This window comes from Pseudomonas sp. PvP025 (genome assembly GCF_017832155.1).
Classification (GTDB): domain Bacteria; phylum Pseudomonadota; class Gammaproteobacteria; order Pseudomonadales; family Pseudomonadaceae; genus Aquipseudomonas.
Map to the genome: position 1 here is coordinate 1248831 of NZ_JAFIBJ010000001.1, position 18654 is coordinate 1267484.

General features: G+C 56.2%; 17 protein-coding genes and 1 pseudogene. 11 read left to right on the top strand and 7 right to left on the bottom strand.

The genetic code is table 11. The features are described 5' to 3' along the window. Positions 1-52: 52 nt before the first annotated feature. The 3 genes from JOE32_RS04960 to JOE32_RS04970 are packed head-to-tail and all read right to left on the bottom strand — an operon-like array spanning position 53 to position 3435. Positions 53-1183 carry an NAD(P)/FAD-dependent oxidoreductase gene (locus tag JOE32_RS04960; protein ID WP_057010036.1) on the bottom strand — a complete coding sequence of 377 codons (1131 nt, stop codon included), beginning with the start codon at positions 1181-1183 and terminating at the stop codon, positions 53-55. 20 nt (positions 1184-1203) lie between these two features. After that, positions 1204-2655: an NADP-dependent succinate-semialdehyde dehydrogenase gene (gene gabD, locus JOE32_RS04965; protein ID WP_209981936.1), complete on the bottom strand. Its 1452-nt coding sequence runs from the start codon at positions 2653-2655 to the stop codon at positions 1204-1206. A 42-nt stretch (positions 2656-2697) separates the two neighbouring features. Continuing rightward, on the bottom strand, positions 2698-3435 hold the full coding sequence (locus tag JOE32_RS04970) for an SDR family oxidoreductase (protein WP_139136789.1): 738 nt from the start codon (positions 3433-3435) through the stop codon (positions 2698-2700). 308 nt (positions 3436-3743) lie between these two features. Here JOE32_RS04970 and JOE32_RS04975 point away from each other — a divergent pair, with 308 nt between their 5' ends. From JOE32_RS04975 to JOE32_RS05000, 6 genes are read left to right on the top strand one after another with little or no spacing between them, the layout of a single operon-like run. Further along, positions 3744-4835 carry an ABC transporter ATP-binding protein gene (locus JOE32_RS04975; RefSeq protein ID WP_057010033.1) on the top strand — a complete coding sequence of 364 codons (1092 nt, stop codon included), beginning with the start codon at positions 3744-3746 and terminating at the stop codon, positions 4833-4835. A 38-nt stretch (positions 4836-4873) separates the two neighbouring features. Continuing rightward, a complete protein-coding gene (locus tag JOE32_RS04980) occupies positions 4874-5902 on the top strand; it encodes an ABC transporter substrate-binding protein (protein ID WP_057010032.1) in 1029 nt (342 codons plus the stop codon). 60 nt (positions 5903-5962) lie between these two features. Continuing rightward, positions 5963-7225, top strand: coding sequence for an ABC transporter permease (locus JOE32_RS04985; protein ID WP_057010031.1), 1263 nt, complete (start codon positions 5963-5965; stop codon positions 7223-7225). 5 nt (positions 7226-7230) lie between these two features. Then, a complete protein-coding gene (locus tag JOE32_RS04990; protein ID WP_231986921.1) occupies positions 7231-8058 on the top strand; it encodes an ABC transporter permease in 828 nt (275 codons plus the stop codon). A gap of 43 nt (positions 8059-8101) precedes the next feature. Then, on the top strand, positions 8102-8866 hold the full coding sequence (locus tag JOE32_RS04995; protein ID WP_057010029.1) for an electron transfer flavoprotein subunit beta/FixA family protein: 765 nt from the start codon (positions 8102-8104) through the stop codon (positions 8864-8866). A gap of 2 nt (positions 8867-8868) precedes the next feature. Next, entirely contained in the window at positions 8869-9801 is a 933-nt protein-coding gene (locus tag JOE32_RS05000; protein WP_209981938.1) for an FAD-binding protein, read from the top strand. Between the two features lie 56 nt (positions 9802-9857). Here JOE32_RS05000 and JOE32_RS05005 read toward each other — a convergent pair whose 3' ends face one another. Continuing rightward, positions 9858-11228, bottom strand: coding sequence for an aspartate aminotransferase family protein (locus JOE32_RS05005; protein ID WP_209981940.1), 1371 nt, complete (start codon positions 11226-11228; stop codon positions 9858-9860). A gap of 158 nt (positions 11229-11386) precedes the next feature. Here JOE32_RS05005 and JOE32_RS05010 point away from each other — a divergent pair, with 158 nt between their 5' ends. From JOE32_RS05010 to JOE32_RS05025, 4 genes are all read left to right on the top strand, one after another. Beyond that, positions 11387-12049: a GntR family transcriptional regulator gene (locus JOE32_RS05010; protein ID WP_057010027.1), complete on the top strand. Its 663-nt coding sequence runs from the start codon at positions 11387-11389 to the stop codon at positions 12047-12049. Between the two features lie 197 nt (positions 12050-12246). Continuing rightward, positions 12247-12615, top strand: coding sequence for a hypothetical protein (locus JOE32_RS05015; RefSeq protein ID WP_057010026.1), 369 nt, complete (start codon positions 12247-12249; stop codon positions 12613-12615). Between the two features lie 516 nt (positions 12616-13131). Further along, the gene (locus JOE32_RS05020) at positions 13132-13422 is read left to right on the top strand and encodes a hypothetical protein (RefSeq protein ID WP_139136791.1); all 291 of its coding nucleotides are present in this window, start codon (positions 13132-13134) and stop codon (positions 13420-13422) included. Between the two features lie 60 nt (positions 13423-13482). Continuing rightward, the gene (locus tag JOE32_RS05025; protein ID WP_057010024.1) at positions 13483-13941 is read left to right on the top strand and encodes a GNAT family N-acetyltransferase; all 459 of its coding nucleotides are present in this window, start codon (positions 13483-13485) and stop codon (positions 13939-13941) included. 392 nt (positions 13942-14333) lie between these two features. On the opposite strand, the gene JOE32_RS05030 is transcribed toward JOE32_RS05025, so the two are convergent. Beyond that, a complete protein-coding gene (locus JOE32_RS05030; protein WP_057010023.1) occupies positions 14334-14792 on the bottom strand; it encodes a VOC family protein in 459 nt (152 codons plus the stop codon). A 234-nt stretch (positions 14793-15026) separates the two neighbouring features. Between JOE32_RS05030 and JOE32_RS05035 the strand changes: the two genes are divergently transcribed. Continuing rightward, on the top strand, positions 15027-15806 hold the full coding sequence (locus JOE32_RS05035; protein WP_231986826.1) for a helix-turn-helix transcriptional regulator: 780 nt from the start codon (positions 15027-15029) through the stop codon (positions 15804-15806). A 451-nt stretch (positions 15807-16257) separates the two neighbouring features. On the opposite strand, the pseudogene istA reads toward JOE32_RS05035, so the two are convergent. After that, positions 16258-17072 (bottom strand): annotated as a pseudogene (istA, locus tag JOE32_RS05045) (IS21 family transposase); the annotation flags it as partial. Between the two features lie 296 nt (positions 17073-17368). Beyond that, positions 17369-18538: a hypothetical protein gene (locus tag JOE32_RS05050; protein ID WP_209981944.1), complete on the bottom strand. Its 1170-nt coding sequence runs from the start codon at positions 18536-18538 to the stop codon at positions 17369-17371. Positions 18539-18654 lie beyond the last annotated feature (116 nt).

The window sequence follows — 18654 nt, forward strand, 5'->3', positions numbered from 1 at the left end:
CTCATCTGTAATGGGGGGGAGGGCGAAGCCTTGCCGACATGGCAGGGGAAATTCAGTCGTGCGATGGGAGCGGCGTCTCTGACTCAATCAGCGTTCGTACATGATTCGCAAGGGCCAGGCACGACGTCAGGCCCGGTGACTCAATACCGAACAAATTGATCAGTCCCGGTACACCATGCTCGCGCTGGCTGCTGATCACAAAATCGCTGGCCGGCTCGCCCGGTGGCGAGATTTTTGGACGAATCCCGCTGTAGCCCGGTTGCAGGCTGTCATCCGGCAAATCGGGCCAGTAGCTGCGGATGGCCGAATAGAAACCGTCTGCGCGTGCCGGATCGACCTGGTAGTCCTCGGTGTGGACCCATTCGGTGTCCGGGCCAAAGCGTGCCTGGCCACCCAGGTCGACCGTCATGTGTACGCCCAGACCATCTGATTCCGGTGCCGGGTAGATCAGGTGCGTGAAGGGCACGCGCTTTGAAACGCTGAAGTAACTGCCCTTGCACAAATAGTCGCGTGGCACCTTGTCTGGCTCCAACCCTTCGATGAACCTTGCCAGTGCCGGCGCATGAAGCCCCGCCGAATTGATCAGCCTGCGACAGGAGAGCTGCATGGGCGACTCCCCGCCGATGTCCAGCAAAAAACCGTCCGCTATGACTTTGGCTCCGATTAGTGGCGCGTGAAACGCGACACTAGTGCCGGCCGCTTCGGCATCTCCTTGCAGCGCCAGCATCAGCGCATGGGAGTCGACGATGCCGGTGGACGGCGAATACAACGCCGCGATGCATTCAAGCGCGGGCTCCAGTGCAGTGGCCTGGCTGCGCTCAAGCAGGCGTAAATCATCCACACCGTTTTCAAGCCCGCGCTTGAGCAAAGATTCCAACTGAGCGACCTGCGCGTCAGTGTTGGCAACGATCAACTTTCCGGTTCTGCGCGTATCGACCCCATGGCTGAGGCAGTACGCGTAGAGGGCGTGTCGACCCTCGACGCACAATCTGGCTTTCAGGCTGCCGGGCGGGTAATAGATCCCCGCGTGAATGACCTCCGAGTTGCGCGAACTCGTGCCAATACCGATTGCCTCGCCAGCTTCTATCACCAGCACTTCATGGCCGGCCCGGGCCATTTCGCGTGCCACGGCAAGCCCTACCACGCCAGCGCCTACGACTACGCAATCAATATCCACACTCACGTCACGACTCCTTCAAAGTCTCAGATGCCGCCCAGGCACATGTATTTGATTTCCAGGTAATCATCGATGCCGTATTTGGAACCTTCACGACCCAGGCCGGACGCTTTCATACCGCCGAAAGGCGCGGTTTCAGTCGAGATAATCCCGGTGTTGATGCCGATGATCCCGTATTCAAGCGCTTCGGCTACGCGGAGCACCCGCGACAGGTCGCGTGCGAAGAAATACGCCGCCAGGCCGAACTCGGTGTCATTGGCCTGCGCAACAACGTCCGCTTCGCTGGTGAAACGGAACAGCGGAGCCAGGGGGCCAAAGGTTTCTTCGCGTGCGACCAGGGCGGTCTTGGGCACATCCACCATGATGGTCGGTTCGAAGAAGTTGCCGCCCAGGGTATGGGGCTTGCCTCCCTGAATCACCCGTGCACCCTTGAGGATGGCATCGGCAATATGTTCCTGAACTTTCTGCACGGCCTTTTCATCGATCAGCGGGCCGGTCGTGATGCCTTCGTCCAGGCCATTGCCAAGACGCAGCTTGGCGACGGCGGCCTGTAGTTTTTCGGCGAAGGCATCGTAGACGCTGTCGTGAATATACAGACGGTTGGCGCAGACGCAGGTTTGCCCGGCGTTGCGGTATTTGGACGACAAGGCGCCTTCGACGGCCGCATCTAGGTCCGCGTCTTCAAACACGATGAACGGCGAGTTGCCGCCGAGCTCAAGCGAAACCTTCTTGATGTCCTGGGCGCATTCGGCCATCAACTGACGACCAATCTCGGTCGATCCGGTGAATGACAGTTTGCGCACAATTGGGTTGCTGGTCAGTTCTGCGCCGATGTGCGCCGCAGAACCGGTCACCACGCTGAGCACGCCATCAGGAATGCCGGCGCGGGAGGCCAGTTCAGCCAGGGCCAATGCCGAGAAGGGCGTCTGGCTCGCCGGCTTGATCACCATGGTGCAGCCGGCGGCCAACGCCGGGCCTGCCTTGCGCGTGATCATGGCGCATGGAAAATTCCACGGCGTAATCGCGGCAGTCACGCCGATAGGCTGTTTGATGACCAGCAGGCGTTTGTCCGGTTGGTGGCCTGGAATGATGTCGCCATAGACGCGCTTGCCTTCCTCGGCAAACCATTCGATGAACGATGCGGCGTAGGCGATTTCGCCTTTGGCTTCGGCCAGGGGTTTACCCTGTTCCAGTGTCATCAGGCAGGCCAGGTCGTCCTGGTTGGCGATGATCAGGTCAAACCATCGACGCAGCACGGTGGCGCGGTCCTTGGCGGTGCGTGCACGCCAGGCCGGCAGTGCCTGCTCGGCAGCTTCGATGGCGCGGCGTGTTTCGGCGGCGCCCATTTTCGGCACATGGCCGAGGGTTTCGCCCGTCGCCGGATTATTCACGGCCAGGCGTTGTTCGTTGTCGGCGTCGCTCCAGACCCCGGCTATATAGGCTTGTTGGCGGAACAGACTGTCATCACGCAATTTCATAAAAACTCCGGTTGAACGCATCACGAAAAGAGGGGGAACCGATCAGACGTGCTGACCACCATTGACCTGGATCTCGGAGCCATTGATGTAGGAGGCGCCCGAGGTGCACAGAAAATGAATCAGGGAAGCGACTTCTTCGGGCTTGCCGAGCCGCCGCATCGGAATATCGCGCTCGACGATGTCCTGGGTGCCGGGGGAAAGGATTGAGGTGTCGATTTCCCCTGGCGCGATAGCGTTTACGCGGATGCCATGGCGGCCGTAGTCGTAGGCCATTTCGCGGGTCAATGCTGACAGGGCGGCTTTTGACGTGGCATACGCGACCCCGGCAAACGGGTGAACCCTGGAGCCGGCAATGGAGGTCACATTGATGATGGTGCCCTGGGCCGCCTTCAATTCCGCGAACAGGCCTCTGGCAAGCAGGGCAGTGGAGAACAGGTTGACGTTGAACACTTGCAACCAGGTTGCGTAATCGGTTTCCAGCACGCCGAGGCGCCCGCCTTCGGGACCCTTGGGGCTCATGCCGGCGTTATCGACGAGTGCGTGCAGCTTGCCGTCGCCGAGCTTTTCTTTGATCAGGGCGATGCTCGCTTCAATACTGCCGATGTCTTCGAGATCCAGGTGGATATGGTTCTCCTGGCCATCGGCCCAGGGGCACTCGGCCGCCCAGCTCTGGCGCGAGGCCGTGAACACGCGCCAGCCGGCCGCATTGAAATATTTAACCGTTGCATGCCCGATGCCTCTGCTCGCACCTGTCAGCAGGAGGGTTTTCTTCATGGTGATCCTCGATCGTCTCGGTTAAGTGATGTTTGATGCATCATGTTGAACTCTCTTGGTACTGTCAACTGCTCCTTTTTACCTCGGTGATCGCGCTTATGCAGTGCGCGACAGTCTTCAGCGCACTGCATGAGTGCCGCACATCCGTGTCTATGCTGATTTTTCCTCTTGGCCAACAGCTCCGCCGAATCTGGCACATATTATGCTTTTATCGTGAAGTATAAAACATGATGCATCATAATTGGAGGTGTGCTTAAAATGGCTACAAGTGATCTGACGCAATTTTTCCAAAACAATAAGACGCAGGTGCAGCCATGAGCAGTGTCCCCCCTTATGTACGCTTTCAAGGTGTGCAGAAGAGCTATGACGGCGAACAGTTGGTGGTCAAGAAGCTTGACCTCGATATCCAGCGCGGTGAGTTCCTGACCTTGCTCGGGCCTTCGGGCTCCGGAAAAACCACCACCTTGATGATGCTGGCAGGCTTTGAAACACCGACCCAGGGTGAAATCCTGCTCGACGGCAAGCCGTTACATACGGTTGCGCCGCATCAGCGCGGCATCGGCATGGTGTTTCAAAACTACGCACTGTTTCCTCACATGACGGTTGCGGGGAACCTGGCCTTTCCGCTGAAAGTGCGGCGGATGAGCGCCGTCGATATCGAATTGAAGGTCAAGCGGGCGTTGGACATGGTGCAGCTCGGCCATCTCGCGCAACGCTACCCCGCGCAACTCTCCGGTGGGCAACAGCAACGCATCGCGCTGGCACGTGCATTGGTGTTCGAGCCCAGCCTGGTGCTGATGGATGAGCCGTTGGGCGCGCTGGATAAACAGCTGCGTGAGCAGATGCAACTCGAAATCCGCCGCCTGCATCGCCAGTTGGGGTTGACCGTCGTGTTCGTCACCCACGACCAGGCGGAAGCGCTAACCCTGTCGGACCGCGTCGCGGTGTTCAACGACGGGGTGATCCAGCAGATCGACACGCCCAGGGCGCTGTATGAACACCCCTGCAACTCGTTCGTCGCGCATTTCATCGGTGAAAACAATGCACTGCCGGGCACCGTGGTTTCGGTTTCCGGCGCTGAATGCCGCGTGCGCCTGGCGGACGGTTCCGAGGTGGGTGCCCGCGCGACCACCGCGTTAAGTGCCGGCGAGCCCACTTCCTTGTCCATTCGCCCGGAACGCATTGCATTGAATGCGCCTTGCGCCAACAGCCTGTCGGGACGTATCGAAGAATTGATCTACCTGGGCGATCACGTTCGGGTGCGGCTCAACGTCGCCGGGCATGAGGCGTTCACCGCAAAAGTGCCGATCGCGGACATGCATGACGACTGGCTGGCCGGCCATACAGTACCGGTCAGTTGGTTCAGTCACGACGCCAGTGCGCTCGATCCCTTGGTTCACCACTAAAAAAAGCGTTGTTCAAAACACTGCTAAGGAGCGTTGCCATGTTCAAGAAAATTGCGGTATTGGCGTTGATGGCCGGGGCGGCAAGCCAGGTGCAAGCCCAGCAACTGACGGTCGTGTCGTTCGGCGGGCTGAATAAGCAGGCCCAGGAAAAAGCGTTTTACCAACCCTTCTCCAAAGCGAACAACGTCGATATTGAAGCGGGCGAGTTCAACGGCGAAATGGCCAAGATCAAGGCCATGGTCGAGACCGGCCAGGTCGGCTGGGATGTGGTCGAGGTGGAAAGCCCGGAACTGGTGCGTGGTTGCAGTGAAGGGCTGTTCGAGCCTCTGGACTGGTCAAAGCTGGGTGACAGGAAACAGATGATCGACTCAGCCGCCAGCGAATGCGGCGCAGGCATTTTTATCTGGTCGACCGTGCTGGCCTACGATTCGACAAAACTCGCCAAGGCACCTGCCGGGTGGGCGGACTTCTGGGATGTGAAAACTTATCCAGGCAAACGTGCGCTGCGTAAAAGTGCCAAGTTCACCCTGGAAATCGCCTTGCTCGCTGACGGCGTTCCACAAGGTCAGCTCTACACCGTGCTGGCCACGCCCGAAGGCGTAGACCGTGCCTTCAAGAAGCTCGATGAACTCAAGGCGAACATCCAGTGGTGGGAGGCCGGCGCTCAGCCCATGCAATGGCTGGTGTCCGGTGATGTGGTCATGACCTCGGCCTATAACGGGCGCGTCACGGCAGCTCAGAAAGAAGGGCACCCGTTCTCGATCATCTGGAACGGCAGCCTTTATGACATGGACAGCTGGGCAATCGTCAAAGGTTCGAAGAACAAGGCACTGGCCGAGAAGTACATCGCGTTCGCCAACCGCCCCGAAAACCAGAAAGTGTTCGCCGAAACCATCCCCTACGGCCCGACCAACACCTTGGCGATCGCGCAGATCGACCCCAAGGTGCGCGGTGATCTGCCCACCGCGCCCGCCAACCTGAAAGGTGCGCGCGGCGTGGATACCGATTTCTGGATCGAACACGGTGAAGAACTGGAGCAACGCTTCAACGCTTGGGCAGCGCAGTAACCTGTCACTCACCGGCTTCACGTGCGTGAAGCCGGTTCCGTCTTATCTCTGGAGACCAGCATGTCAGAAGTCAGCCTGACGGCTATCGATCATTCAACCGAGAAGGGTGCTTCGCTCAAGCAGCGCTTGCTGCGTGCCGAAGGCTCTTACCGTAGGCGATCCATGCTGTTGATCGCGCCGCTGTTGATCTTTCTATTGATCAGCTTCGTATTCCCGATCGGCAACATACTGTGGAAGAGCTTCGATAACCCTGAAGTTGCCAGGGCATTACCAACCACGCTGCTGGCGTTGCAAGACTGGGACGGCGAGAGCCGCCCGGATGAGAAAGTCTTCGTGGCGCTGGTCAAGGACCTGAAAACCGCCAAGGACGAGGGGCAGATTCCATCTCTTATCAAACGCCTGGGTTATGAAGATGGGCGCTATCGAACGCTGCTTACAATGGCGTTGCGCAAGTTGCCGGATGACGGCGTCGAGTCCACCGGTCGAGCGCTGATCGCACAGTCGACGCTGTGGGCGGAGCCGAGCACCTGGCGCAGCATTCAACGCGCGGGGCGCACGCTGACAGCTTATTACGTGCTGGCCGCCTTCGATCATCAGGTCGATGCCCAGAGCGGCGATATCGTCGAGCTGCCCAAGGGGCAGGCGCTGTACCTGTCGGTACTGATGCGCACGTTGTGGATGGCCTTGGTGGTCACACTGCTGTGCGTGCTGTTCGGCTACCCGGTGGCTTACTGGCTGGCCAGGCAACCGAGCAGCCGCGCGAACCTATGGCTGATCATGGTGTTGTTGCCGTTCTGGACCTCACTGCTGGTACGCACCGCGGGCTGGATTGTGCTGCTGCAGAACGGCGGGCTGATCAACCACTCGATGATCGCACTGGGGCTGATCGATCAGCCGCTGCAACTGGTATTCAACCGGGTCGGGGTTTACATCTCCATGACCCACATATTGCTGCCGTTTGTCATCCTGCCGCTGTATGCGGTCATGAAGGGCATTTCACCCAACTATGTGCGTGCGGCGGTGTCACTCGGCGCACATCCGTTCCGGGCGTTCTGGTCGGCGTACGTACCGCAGACATTTGCCGGCGTCACTGCTGGCGCGCTGTTGGTGTTCATCATGGCGATCGGGTACTACATCACTCCCGCGCTGCTGGGCGGGCCGGGTGATCAGATGCTCAGCTATTTCGTCGCGTTCTACACCAACACCACCATCAACTGGGGCATGGCCGCTGCGCTGGGCAGCCAGTTGCTGATCATCGTCCTGCTGCTGTATTGGGTGTATTCGCGCGTCACCCGTCCAGCCAACCCCGCCCAGCGTGCATGAGGTGTCTGATGAATCATCATTCCACACTGATCGAGCGCCTATGGGCGCCGATCTTCAGCGTGTTCAGCGTCAGCATGCTGATCTTCCTGGTGGTGCCGATCCTGGTGATCGTGCCGCTGTCGTTCAATGAAGGGTCGTTTCTCAGCTACCCGTTGAGCGGTTTTTCATTGCGCTGGTATCAAGAGTTTCTCGGTTCCCAGGAATGGATGCGGGCACTGCGCAACAGCTTGATCATCGCACCCGCCGCCACGTTGCTGGCGACCGCGCTGGGAACTCTGGCAGCAGTGGGGCTGGCGCGCGGCGAATTCCGCGGCAAGGGGCTGGTGATGGCGGTGCTGATTTCGCCAATGATCGCGCCCCTGGTGATCATTGCCGTGTCGCTGTATTTCTTTTTCGCCCAGTTGAACCTGCTTAACAGCTACCTCGGCCTGGTACTGGCGCATGCCGCGTTGGGCGTGCCTTTTGTGGTGATCACCGTGACGGCGACCTTGCAGGGCTATGACCGCAACTTTTCCCGCGCAGCGGCCAGTCTCGGGGCGACCCCCTGGTTCGCGTTTCGCAAAGTAATGCTGCCTTTGATTGCGCCCGGTGTAATCAGCGGTGCCTTGTTTGCGTTTGCCACGTCCTTCGACGAGGTGGTGGTGACCCTGTTTCTGGCCAGCCCCGCGCAACGCACCTTGCCGATGCAGATGTTTGGCGGCATTCGCGAGAACCTCAACCCGACTATCGCTGCCGCGGCCACCCTGATGATCGCTGCTTCCGCCGTGCTTTTACTGTTGATGGAGTGGTTGCGCCGACGCAATGAAAAGCTGCGTGGCGCGAGTCCTGCCTGATCCGTTATTCCGCCCCCCTGTGTTGTGATCACTGAGGTAATTGATGAAGATCCTGGTCTCTATAAAGCGAGTGATCGACTATAACGTCAAGGTTCGCGTCAAGGCGGACAATTCCGGCGTCGACCTCGCTAACGTCAAGATGTCGATGAACCCGTTTTGCGAAATCGCCGTGGAAGAAGCCGTACGCCTGAAAGAACGCTCTATAAAAGAAGGGCGCGTGGCGACCGAAATCGTCGTGGTGTCCATCGGACCGACCACTGCCCAGGAGCAACTGCGTACCGCCCTGGGATTGGGCGCCGACCGCGCCATTCTGGTCGAGTCCGCTGAAGAGCTGACCTCACTGGCCGTGGCCAAGCTGCTCAAGGCGGTTGTCGACAATGAACAGCCGCAACTGGTGATCCTCGGCAAACAGGCCATCGACAGCGACAACAACCAGACCGGCCAGATGCTGGCGGCGCTGACCGGTTACGGCCAGGGCACCTTCGCGTCGAAAGTTGAAGTGAGCGGCGACAGCGTTGCCGTGACCCGCGAAATCGACGGCGGCGCACAGACGGTTTCGCTGAAACTGCCGGCCATCGTCACCACCGACCTGCGTTTGAACGAGCCGCGCTATGCGTCGCTGCCAAACATCATGAAAGCCAAGAAGAAGCCGCTCGAAGTGCTGACTCCGGACGCTTTGGGCGTTTCCACCGCCTCCACCAACAAGACCATCAAGGTCGAAGCACCGGCTGCACGCAGCGCAGGCATCAAGGTCAAGTCGGTGGCTGAACTGGTCGAGAAACTGAAGAATGAAGCGAAGGTAATCTGATCATGACTATCTTGGTAATCGCTGAACACGACAATAAAGTGCTGGCCCCGGCCACCCTGAACACCGTGGCCGCTGCCGTTAAAATCGGGGGCGATATTCACCTGTTGGTAGCCGGCGAGGGCGCAGGCCCGGTGGCTGAGGCTGCTGCAAAAATAGCTGGCGTAAGCAAAGTGCTGCACGCCGACAACGCTGCCTACGCGCATCAGTTGCCGGAAAACGTTGCACCGCTGTTGGCAGAGCTGGGCAAGGGCTACAGCCACATCCTGGCGGCCGCGACCTCCAACGGTAAAAACATCCTGCCTCGCGTGGCCGCGCAGCTGGACGTCGACCAGATATCCGAGATCATCTCGGTGGAAAGCGCCGACACCTTCACGCGCCCGATCTGCGCCGGTAACGCCATTGCCACCGTGCAATCGAGCGCCGCGATCAAGGTCATCACCGTGCGCGCCACCGGTTTCGACCCGGTCGCCGCCGAGGGTGGTTCGGCCGCGGTTGAAGCCGTCTCTGCCGCCCACAATGCGGGCACTTCCAGCTTTGTTAGCGAAGAGCAGGCCAAGTCGGATCGCCCCGAGCTGACCGCTGCCAAGATCGTCGTTTCCGGCGGGCGTGGCATGCAGAACGGCGACAACTTCAAGCAACTGTACGCCCTGGCCGACAAGTTGGGCGCCGCGGTCGGCGCTTCGCGCGCGGCCGTCGATGCGGGTTTCGTGCCCAACGACATGCAGGTCGGTCAGACCGGCAAGATCGTCGCGCCACAGCTGTACATCGCCGTCGGTATCTCCGGCGCGATCCAGCATTTGGCCGGTATGAAAGACTCCAAGGTGATCGTCGCGATCAACAAGGACGAAGAAGCTCCGATCTTCCAGGTGGCGGATTATGGCCTGGTGGCGGACTTATTCGAGGCGGTGCCGGCGTTGCTGAGCGAGTTGAACTGAGGCCAGCTAAAACAAAAAAGGCCTGGTTCGCACCAGGCCTTTTTTATGTGGCTCATTTAGCCATTGACCCACTTGCTGGTGTCGTCCAATGCCATGCCGAATCGGTCGACAATGGCCCGGACTTCCGCTTCATTGATGATCAGCGGCGGGCAGAAAGCGATGGCATCGCCCATGTTACGGGTGATCATACCATGCGCCTGGGCACGCCCCGCGAGGTAGCGACCCAGGTTGCCTGGCGCGTCCAGAGGGGCTTTGGTGGCGCGATCCGCGACCAGTTCGACCGCCGCGATCAGGCCGGCTCCACGCACTTCCCCTACCAGAGGGTGGTCACTGAAGGTCTGCAACTGACTGCGAAGCAGCTCGCCCATGCTGGCGGCGTGCGCCACCAGGTTTTCTTCGTCGATGATTTTCAGGTTTTCCAGAGCTACCGCTGCCGCCACCGGGTGGCCGCCGCCGGTAAAGCCATGGCCCAGCGCGCCGAAAGATTTGGTCTGGTCAGCAATGCCCTGGTACACGCGGTCATTGAGCAGGATGGCGGAAATAGGCTGGTAGGACGACGACAATTGCTTAGACAGGATCAAAATGTCCGGTCCGATGCCAAAGGTCTGGCTGCCGAACATCTTGCCTGTACGCCCAAAACCACAAATCACCTCATCCGCAACGATCAGGATGTCGTGCTTGCGGCAGACGCGCTGGATTTTTTCCCAGTAGGTACGTGGCGGCACGATCACGCCACCGGCACCCATCAAGGGTTCGCCGACGAAGGCCGCGATGGTGTCCGCGCCTTCCTTCACGATCAATGCGTCGAGTTCGGCGGCCAGGCGATCGGCAAATTGCTCCTCGCTCTCGTGGGGCAGTGCATGGCGGTAGTGGTGCGGGCAGCCGGTGTGCAGAAAGCCCGGCAACGGTGCGTCGAAACCGCGCTGGTTGGCCGGCAGGCCGGTGAGGCTGGCGGCGGCAAGCGTAATGCCATGATAGCCGCCGATGCGGCTGATGAATTTTTTGCGCGCAGGTTTGCCCTGTGCATTGTTGAGGTACCAGACCAGCTTGATCACGGTGTCGTTGGCTTCGGACCCCGAGTTGGTGAAGAACACCTTGCTCATGGGCACCGGCGCCATGTTGATCAGCTTCTCCGCCAGCTCGATGCTGGGCGCGTGTGCCTTGTGACCAAACAGGTGATAGAAGGGCAGGATCGACATTTGCTTTTCAGCCGCGGCCACCAGCCGCTTATTGCTGAAACCCAGTGCCGCGCTCCACAGGCCGGCCATGGCTTCGATGTAATGTTTGCCGTTTTCGTCGATCACGTACACCCCGTCCCCTCGTTCGATCACCAAAGGCCCCTGTTCCTCGTGAGCACGGGCGTTGGTGTATGGGTGCAGTTGGTGACGCATGTCTTTATCGGCCAGGGAGGAACGTGGTGTGCTCATGATGATCTCGCTATTGAGTGGGACTGCCAGGTAAATCATAATGCATGATGCATCATGTTGTGTAGCTGGTTTTTTCCCAAAAAAACCGCGATGATGCAATTCGTTGCTGACGGGGAGGTATTTCCCGCCAACTAGAGCCTTCCTCACTCGGATCTGAAATGAGCTATCCAATCGGCGAAATAAAACACGCGTATCTCGGCACCAGCGTTTATTCATCGCTGCGGGAGGCGCTGGTCACGGGCAAGCTCAAACCCGATGACAAACTCCGTATCCGCGACTTGGCCATGCAACTGGGCACCAGCGTCACCCCGGTGCGTGATGCGATTCTTCAGCTTGCCAAAGAGCAGGCCCTGGTCATGAAGACGCCCAAGGACATTCGTGTCCCTATCTTGACGAGCCAACAATATTTGGAAATTCGTGCGGTGCGACTGGCGCTGGAGGGACTGGCTGCAGAGACGGCGGCCACGATGGTCACTGACGAGGATTTGGACCGTATCGAAGCCAACATTGTGGCAAACATTGATGCGATTCATCGTGAAGACATGAGCGAAGCGTTAAAGCTTAACCAGACGTTTCACTTCTTCTTTGCCGAGATCGCCCAGATGCCGCTGTTGCGAGCCTTCCTGGACAGTCTGTGGATGCGCACCGGGCCATTGCTGGCGCTGGCGTACGACCACTTTTCGGAGCAGATAGCCATCGAGCACCACTGGGAAGTCTTAACCGCCCTGAAAAACCGTGATGGCGCCGCCGCCAGGCAAGCGATCTGCACGGACATTCTTGACGGCAATAACATGATGCTGGAGTTTATCAAGACCCAATAGCGCAATAGGAGGCTGATCAAAAGTCCTAAAGATTCTTGAGGCGCCATACGGGATGTGCACGATATTGCTGGCGCTAATAATCACGCGACGTAAAACCGATATGATCTAAAAGTCGCGCGCCTTAAGCCGGCTGGTCCGCTGGGTTTGAGGGATAGGTTACCTTTAATTGATATAGAACATTCCTTGGGGGAGCACACATGAGAAACCTATATCCATTTATGTTGCTGGTGTTGACTCTTAATGTTCAAGCCGCTCAAACAGGAGTGGACCTGCCGAGTTGTGATTTAACGAAGCAGCGCGCTTTGGTGGTCCAGATCGAAGGTCAAGTCAAAGATGTGAAGCAAGCTCACATCTCAATGCGGACCAATGTGTTGAATGCCGATATTAGTACAGCGCGCAAAAGCCGTAAAATAACGAAGAATGAAGCGAGTGGCATGATTGAACGAGTCAGCAGAGTACGAAAGCAAACCGAAAATCTCGTTGCGAAGCAGGGCGTTTTAAGCGCTGCGGATAAAGCTGATTTGGATCGCGAGCTTGATAGTGTCGCTAACCAGCTTTGTAGATAAAGAAAATGCGGTTTACCTTAATAGAGGTATATCTAGACTAAACGCCCGACCTTGCGGGTACGTCTGATGTCCTGGGTGATAAAACAGCTCTGCCAGACGGGTCTTGCGTAAGCGTCTACCCAACACATCTTGCTCAATATTCAGCGTTTGTCTGGGAGTAGGAAACTTACCTCGTAGATACCCGGTGCCGCACGGATGGTTACAGAGTGTGTGACTGGCCTTACGTCACTCAACTCCCATGCGAGCCAGCCATCCTCAAAATAGCTTGCACAGACCGCTTGCATGTCAGCGCGGATGAAGGCCGATCGAGCGAGGATACGTACGCGCTAGTAAATTTTGCTAGTGGGCCTAATCCTGCTTGGGACTATGTCTCACTTGAGCGTGCCATCGAGAAATGCGGGGTTGAAGAGGGGTTTTTCTTAATTTCGCCTGAAGATCTTCAGTTTGGACGCTAATCAGGATAATTCCACTTGTCTACTCATTTGCATTCGACTTGACCAGTCGTTCGCATCGAATTTGACCAGCACACTGGGTGGCCCTGACTGGCAAAAGTCGACCGATTCTTTTGAAAAAGTCGGTTTCGAATTCCACGCCAGAAAAGTACGCCTGAGATTGAAATCTGAATTTTTGGTAGAAGGTTCAGTACTCGAATTTCACGTAGCGGCGGGCGACAGAGGTGTTTTCATCCATAATATTCGAGTGCTTTGGGAAAACCTACTTTTTCAACATAATCGGCCAGAAGCGGTCATTCCGGAAGAAAAAATAAATCTGTCACCGTTTCAGTCACCTTTTCACCGTTGCGCTTGACCCTATTCCCTCCTTGCGGCCACATACGCGTACTGATCCAAAAACAAGGAAGACTCTCACATGCCCCGCCTGGTTTGGCTGCGTGACCATATGCAACACAGCGACACCCTGGCGCAGTGGCTGCATCAGCAGTTCGCATACGAGTTTGTTGAGCAGCCATTGGCCAATTGGCAACGCGAATTCGCGGAAGGCCAGGGCAACGGTGATTGGCAATGTCTGATCGTCCTAGAGAATGACCAGCTACTTGGCGGCGCTGCACTTGCCGCCAGCGACTTGCCCGAACGCCCGGAGCTGGGGCCCTGGCTAGCCTGCGTCGTTATCGCCCCGCAGGCAAGGAAGCGAGGGTTGGCGGAACAATTGATAGAAGGCATCTGCGACGCCGCAAAGGCCAACGGCACCACGCGGTTGTACTTGCACACCGATGATCGCAGCGACTACTACGCCAAGCGTGGATGGCAGGTGCAGGAGTTTTTTCGGGCGTGGGGTAAGGAGCAGCGATTGATGCTGCGGGATCTTTGAACTCGCTCAGGTTTGCAGCATAAGATGGAGAGCAAACGCCTGGGACCGCGGATGTTCGCAATAGGGACGAAAGGCTAGAAGCTGCTAATTCAGGAATGTCCGCCGCCAAAAGCAGTCATTGATAGATCCTATATGGCGGTAATTTAAAATTTGCGCCTTTACGCGTTAGTGATCTGCGCTCTAGCGCACTAACAGGGCTTTAGCTTTTCGATCTGCGTAGTGGAGTGCCAGAAAGGAAATCCAAATTTTATGTGGCCGGCGAAGTGTATGATTACGCCAGCTGTATACTTGAAGGTGATGATCTTTATGTTTGCCATGAGACGTCATGCGCGACAGAGAGCGCTTTAAGTAATTGCTTTAGGGAAATAAGCTTAACAGCCTTCGGCAGGAAGCTACTCATTAGCCTGCATTAGTTCCAGAGTGATATGATCTGGCCCGGTCACATATACAACTAGAGTTCCCTTGCGTGGGCCTGCGGGAATCGCTTGAGGCGTGCCTCTTGCTTTCCAGCCTGCTTGCTCAATGCGTTCGAGTACGGCGTATATGTCTTGCACTCTCAATGCCAAATGCGCTGAACCAATCGCTGATGCCGTAGGTGGAGTGATACCGTGGCGGTCACCCTGCGAATATTCCAGCAACTCTACTCGCCTGCCATCCGGGCCTTTGACTATCGCCGTTCGCACGCTCGGATCGGCGGTGCCGGTTACTTGCAAAATGAATGATCCGCCCATTTCCGACTGACGCTCAAGAGTGAACCCAAGTCCAGTTGTCCAGAAGCGAATGGCTTCTTCCAATGAACTGACTGCGAAGCCAATATGATCGACGGCATGCACCATGTGGTTAGAATTCATCAAATGATCCTTTAAAGGTTCACGGGCCAAATAGGGAGGTGAGCTTGCGCATCCAGCTGTTACGGCCAAAACACAGAAAATAAATCTGTGAGAGGTACGCATAATCAGGCCAATCCAAGAGAAGCAACATTTGCGATTTTTAGACATTGAGTATTCCTCTGACCGGTCTTATTCTCCATTAGGCATTCAGGATATGGCTACCTCGGATATGACATTGGATAACGTAAACCAGCCATGAACCGCGCGCTTATGCCACTGCTGGCGATAGAGCAACGCGACCGGGCGATCCGCGAAACGGCGCCCCACACTCATACGACAGGCCAACTCATCGCAAGCCTTGCCGGGCTGCTTTCCGTCAGCACTGACGGCGGCTCATGGGTAGTGCCGGCTACCCATGCCATTTGGATACCTCCCCGTGTCGCACACGCGATGATGTCACATGGCGCTTTTGCAGGAGCGATGGTCTATATCGCGGAGCAAGAGTGCGGGATCCTGCATCAAATGCCATGCACATTTAGGGTCAGCAGTTTGCTGCGCGAAGCGGTAAGCCGCGCTGCGTCGTGGGGACAACCACCCCGCAACGAAATGGAGTCGCGGGTTGCAGCAGTCATCTTGGATGAAATTGCTACCTCACCCGCTGAACCCATCGGTCTGACGCACCCCAATGACCCGCGCTTGAGGCGTATCACCGATGCGATACTTGCTCAACTTGATGACAATAGATCACTTGAGGATTGGGCTGCTTGGTCAGGTATGGCACCTAGAACATTTGCCCGGCGTCTGGTCGCTGAAACCGGTTTTAGTTTTTCTGAATGGCGACAACGTGCACGCACGTTGCGCGCTATTCAACTATTGGTCGAGGGGATGTCAGTGACGACAACGGCGATTGAGCTTGGCTACGAAAATATTAGTGCTTTCATTGCCATGTTCCGTCGGATAACGGGTGTTACGCCAGGACAATATGTGCGAGCGCAGACACTGATTAGCAAAGAGGCAATTTCTAGATCAAGTTGATGGGTGTAAGAACCGCTGTACCATCCAACCCGATCCTGCACGCTACTGGCTAGACCTTCAACCATGTGCCGGAACAGATGAAGAAACAAATGCCAGCCACTTCAGGAGTCGCCGGAGCATCAGTTTTCTTTTAACTGGTGGGGCACTCACGCTGCACTCAGCTGGCGCTTGTAACCTCAACCGTGCTAGTTGCGTATTCCCCCCAATACCACCACAAGCACTTTACGAGCTGTTCGTTAGTGCATTGGTTCAGGCATAACGTTAGTGGTAAGCGTCTGCGGTCTGGTACGCCCTGATCGGCCATCGCCGTGGCAGAATCCTCGCACACAATCTGGAGGAGGGCGACCCTAAAGATGGCGAAATGAGATTGCTTTTTTCTTGTGCCAAACTGCTCAACCGTTCATCTGAAAAATCCATATAGTGGGTTAGTCATGGGTTTAAAACACTGCATATGTATCCGGGCGTTGGCGATCTCCATCAACCAAGGGCCAATTCTGCTGTTCGCCCCCTCAACGTCCAGCACCAGATTGACTTGATTGAGTGATGCGGCCAGCGGCACTACAAAGCTGTTTTTCAAATAGTGGTTGAAGCGCTCGACCTTGCCCTTGGTCTGCGCCCGATAAGGTCGACAAACCTTCGGCGTAAAGCCATAGCGCTCGGCCAAGCTCAAACGCCGGATTCCATCGGTGCTCTCCGGGGCCGTAGACATCACGCTCCTTTAGCGTTATCGAAGAGCAGCTTTCTCGGCGTTCCGCCGAAGAAGCGCAGGGCCTTTTCAATCCCGGAACACCATGCGACGGAGTCTTCGCGACGGGAGAAAACGACATAACTTGCCCGGCTCCAACCCAGCGTTGCAACGAATGCCAGCAACGGATCACGGCCATGTCGGATGACGGTGAAGTCAACTTGCATCTGTTCACCAGGCTCGGTTTCGAACCGAACGACGGTTTCAGTAGCCTTGGTTTTCAACGTCAGCAGGAAGCTGGTGAGGATCGAATATCCGCCTTCGTAACCTTGCTCGCGGATCTCCCTGAGCAGCACGATCGCAGGAATCCAATGCGGCCGAGCTGCGAAGGCCTCGAAAGGCGCAAGCTTACCCACGCGCTGCGCGCGCGGGCCGTAGACGATGGGTTGGCGCTGGGACTGTAATTTGAGGTGGCGTCGAATGGTATTTCGCGAGCAGCGCATCTGGCGGGCAATGGCCCTAATAGACAGGCCCTGACGAATAAGAACACTGATTTCCACGTGTTGCTCCTGGGACAGCATGGGCAGCTCGCAAAAGCTGCATTCCAAGTCTTCCAGGCGAAGGGAGGAGCGCCAGCTCTCGAATTTCCGCCAATCCTCAAAGGAGGAAATTGGGATTAGGAGTAGGGCGCTAGTCAGTCTTTATGGAAGTACGAATTGGACCGCCCTGCGAAAAAAGCACTTTTTTTTTCTATGACAACGCGCGTGATGAGTACGAGAATTTGAACCCCCTGAAACCGCTGTGCCAGAACGCCCCGGGTCGCATAGCCATTGTCCCGTCGGGAATCGAACGGTCTTCTTGGAAAATAGCACTCATTTCAGATTCCTTTACGCAGAATCGAACTGAATATTTCGGAGCCTAATTTTTTTTGAGTTTCGTAAACACCGTACTCTCGAAGGCTGCCACTTATGCTAGCAATTCGTATAGAGTCCAAACATGATGACTTTAGAGGAATTATTTCTTGATTATCCGCTCCTTCAATTTCCAGCTGGTGAACCGTTACTAGTATAATCTCATACACGAGGTTTCTGATTTGACGTTGCGTCAAACCAGGACGACCATGTGAGGTCACCAGCAACGGCTCATCCTCATCGTCGGGAGCCTCCCTAGGCAGACCACGACTTGACCGATACCTTTGAAGATATGGAATGAATATGTTTGGGGCAGTCACTGCTTCGACGCCCCGTAGACCTTCAACTAAATACTGAAAACCGCAGGTAGTATGTTTTAAGAGGTTAAATGAAGGAGTTCTTCTTACGTCTTTCGCAATCCACCGGATCGGCACTAAAAGATACCTCATCAAGGCCACAATGAATAAGGCTCGTTCATGGCGACCGCAGTCCAGATTTGCACCGATTCTTAAGATTTGATCCACATGCCAAATCGTCAGTCCGCGGTCAATTGACCTAGCTTCGGCACTAAAAGTTTGAAGGGGGAGCCTTTCTACATTTTGTGCCGGATTAAACTGGCAAATTCCTTTGCGGATTAGGTGATCATAGAAAGACGTGCAACAGGAGACTATGAGCTTAAACATGTTCATTGTACGCATCCCGGTTTCATTGGCGGGCTTTGAAAATGGGCGCCAGGCCGGGTTAGCAATGTAGCCGACTCCATCAACCCAATCGAATCGTCGACGTGCGACGTCGCCTACCCATTCGGAAGGGGGGCATGAGTTGAACTCTAAGAATTCTCGAAACTCTTCCTTTTCGATCGCTTCTACAGACTTTCCTTTTACGATCCATGACCAGAGTAATAGGCGTTCTGTAATACTCCTCGCAGATCCAAAACCTGACAGATTTTCTCCATCACTATGTGCGCCGACACGAGAAGCAATGAATTCTCGCGCTATATTCGCGAACTTGAAAGCATTCAGGTTTGAATCGAATTTAGCTAAGTATCTCTCTACTCCTGGATGCTCCCCGTAATAGGCAAGCTCACTTAAAGAAATACTGGTCATGCCTGAAAAGAGTGGGTTAGGCAAGCTCATGATGGCTGTCTCTCGACAAATGATTTAATGAGGGTAGGAGATCATCATGGAATTTGACATTATTTTTTTTAAAAAAAACACTTCCTCAGCAAACCCTTGATCTGGTTCGTCATTAT

Excerpts from the sequence above, each read along its gene's own strand:
- gabD (WP_209981936.1), bottom strand. The coding sequence starts at position 2,655 with ATGAAATTGCGTGATGACAGTCTGTTCCGCCAACAAGCCTATATAGCC.
- JOE32_RS04975 (WP_057010033.1), top strand. The coding sequence starts at position 3,744 with ATGAGCAGTGTCCCCCCTTATGTACGCTTTCAAGGTGTGCAGAAGAGC.
- JOE32_RS04980 (WP_057010032.1), top strand. The coding sequence starts at position 4,874 with ATGTTCAAGAAAATTGCGGTATTGGCGTTGATGGCCGGGGCGGCAAGC.
- JOE32_RS04985 (WP_057010031.1), top strand. The coding sequence starts at position 5,963 with ATGTCAGAAGTCAGCCTGACGGCTATCGATCATTCAACCGAGAAGGGT.
- JOE32_RS04995 (WP_057010029.1), top strand. The coding sequence starts at position 8,102 with ATGAAGATCCTGGTCTCTATAAAGCGAGTGATCGACTATAACGTCAAG.
- JOE32_RS05000 (WP_209981938.1), top strand. The coding sequence starts at position 8,869 with ATGACTATCTTGGTAATCGCTGAACACGACAATAAAGTGCTGGCCCCG.
- JOE32_RS05005 (WP_209981940.1), bottom strand. The coding sequence starts at position 11,228 with ATGAGCACACCACGTTCCTCCCTGGCCGATAAAGACATGCGTCACCAA.
- JOE32_RS05010 (WP_057010027.1), top strand. The coding sequence starts at position 11,387 with ATGAGCTATCCAATCGGCGAAATAAAACACGCGTATCTCGGCACCAGC.
- JOE32_RS05015 (WP_057010026.1), top strand. The coding sequence starts at position 12,247 with ATGAGAAACCTATATCCATTTATGTTGCTGGTGTTGACTCTTAATGTT.
- JOE32_RS05025 (WP_057010024.1), top strand. The coding sequence starts at position 13,483 with ATGCCCCGCCTGGTTTGGCTGCGTGACCATATGCAACACAGCGACACC.
- JOE32_RS05030 (WP_057010023.1), bottom strand. The coding sequence starts at position 14,792 with ATGAATTCTAACCACATGGTGCATGCCGTCGATCATATTGGCTTCGCA.
- JOE32_RS05035 (WP_231986826.1), top strand. The coding sequence starts at position 15,027 with ATGAACCGCGCGCTTATGCCACTGCTGGCGATAGAGCAACGCGACCGG.
- JOE32_RS05050 (WP_209981944.1), bottom strand. The coding sequence starts at position 18,538 with ATGAGCTTGCCTAACCCACTCTTTTCAGGCATGACCAGTATTTCTTTA.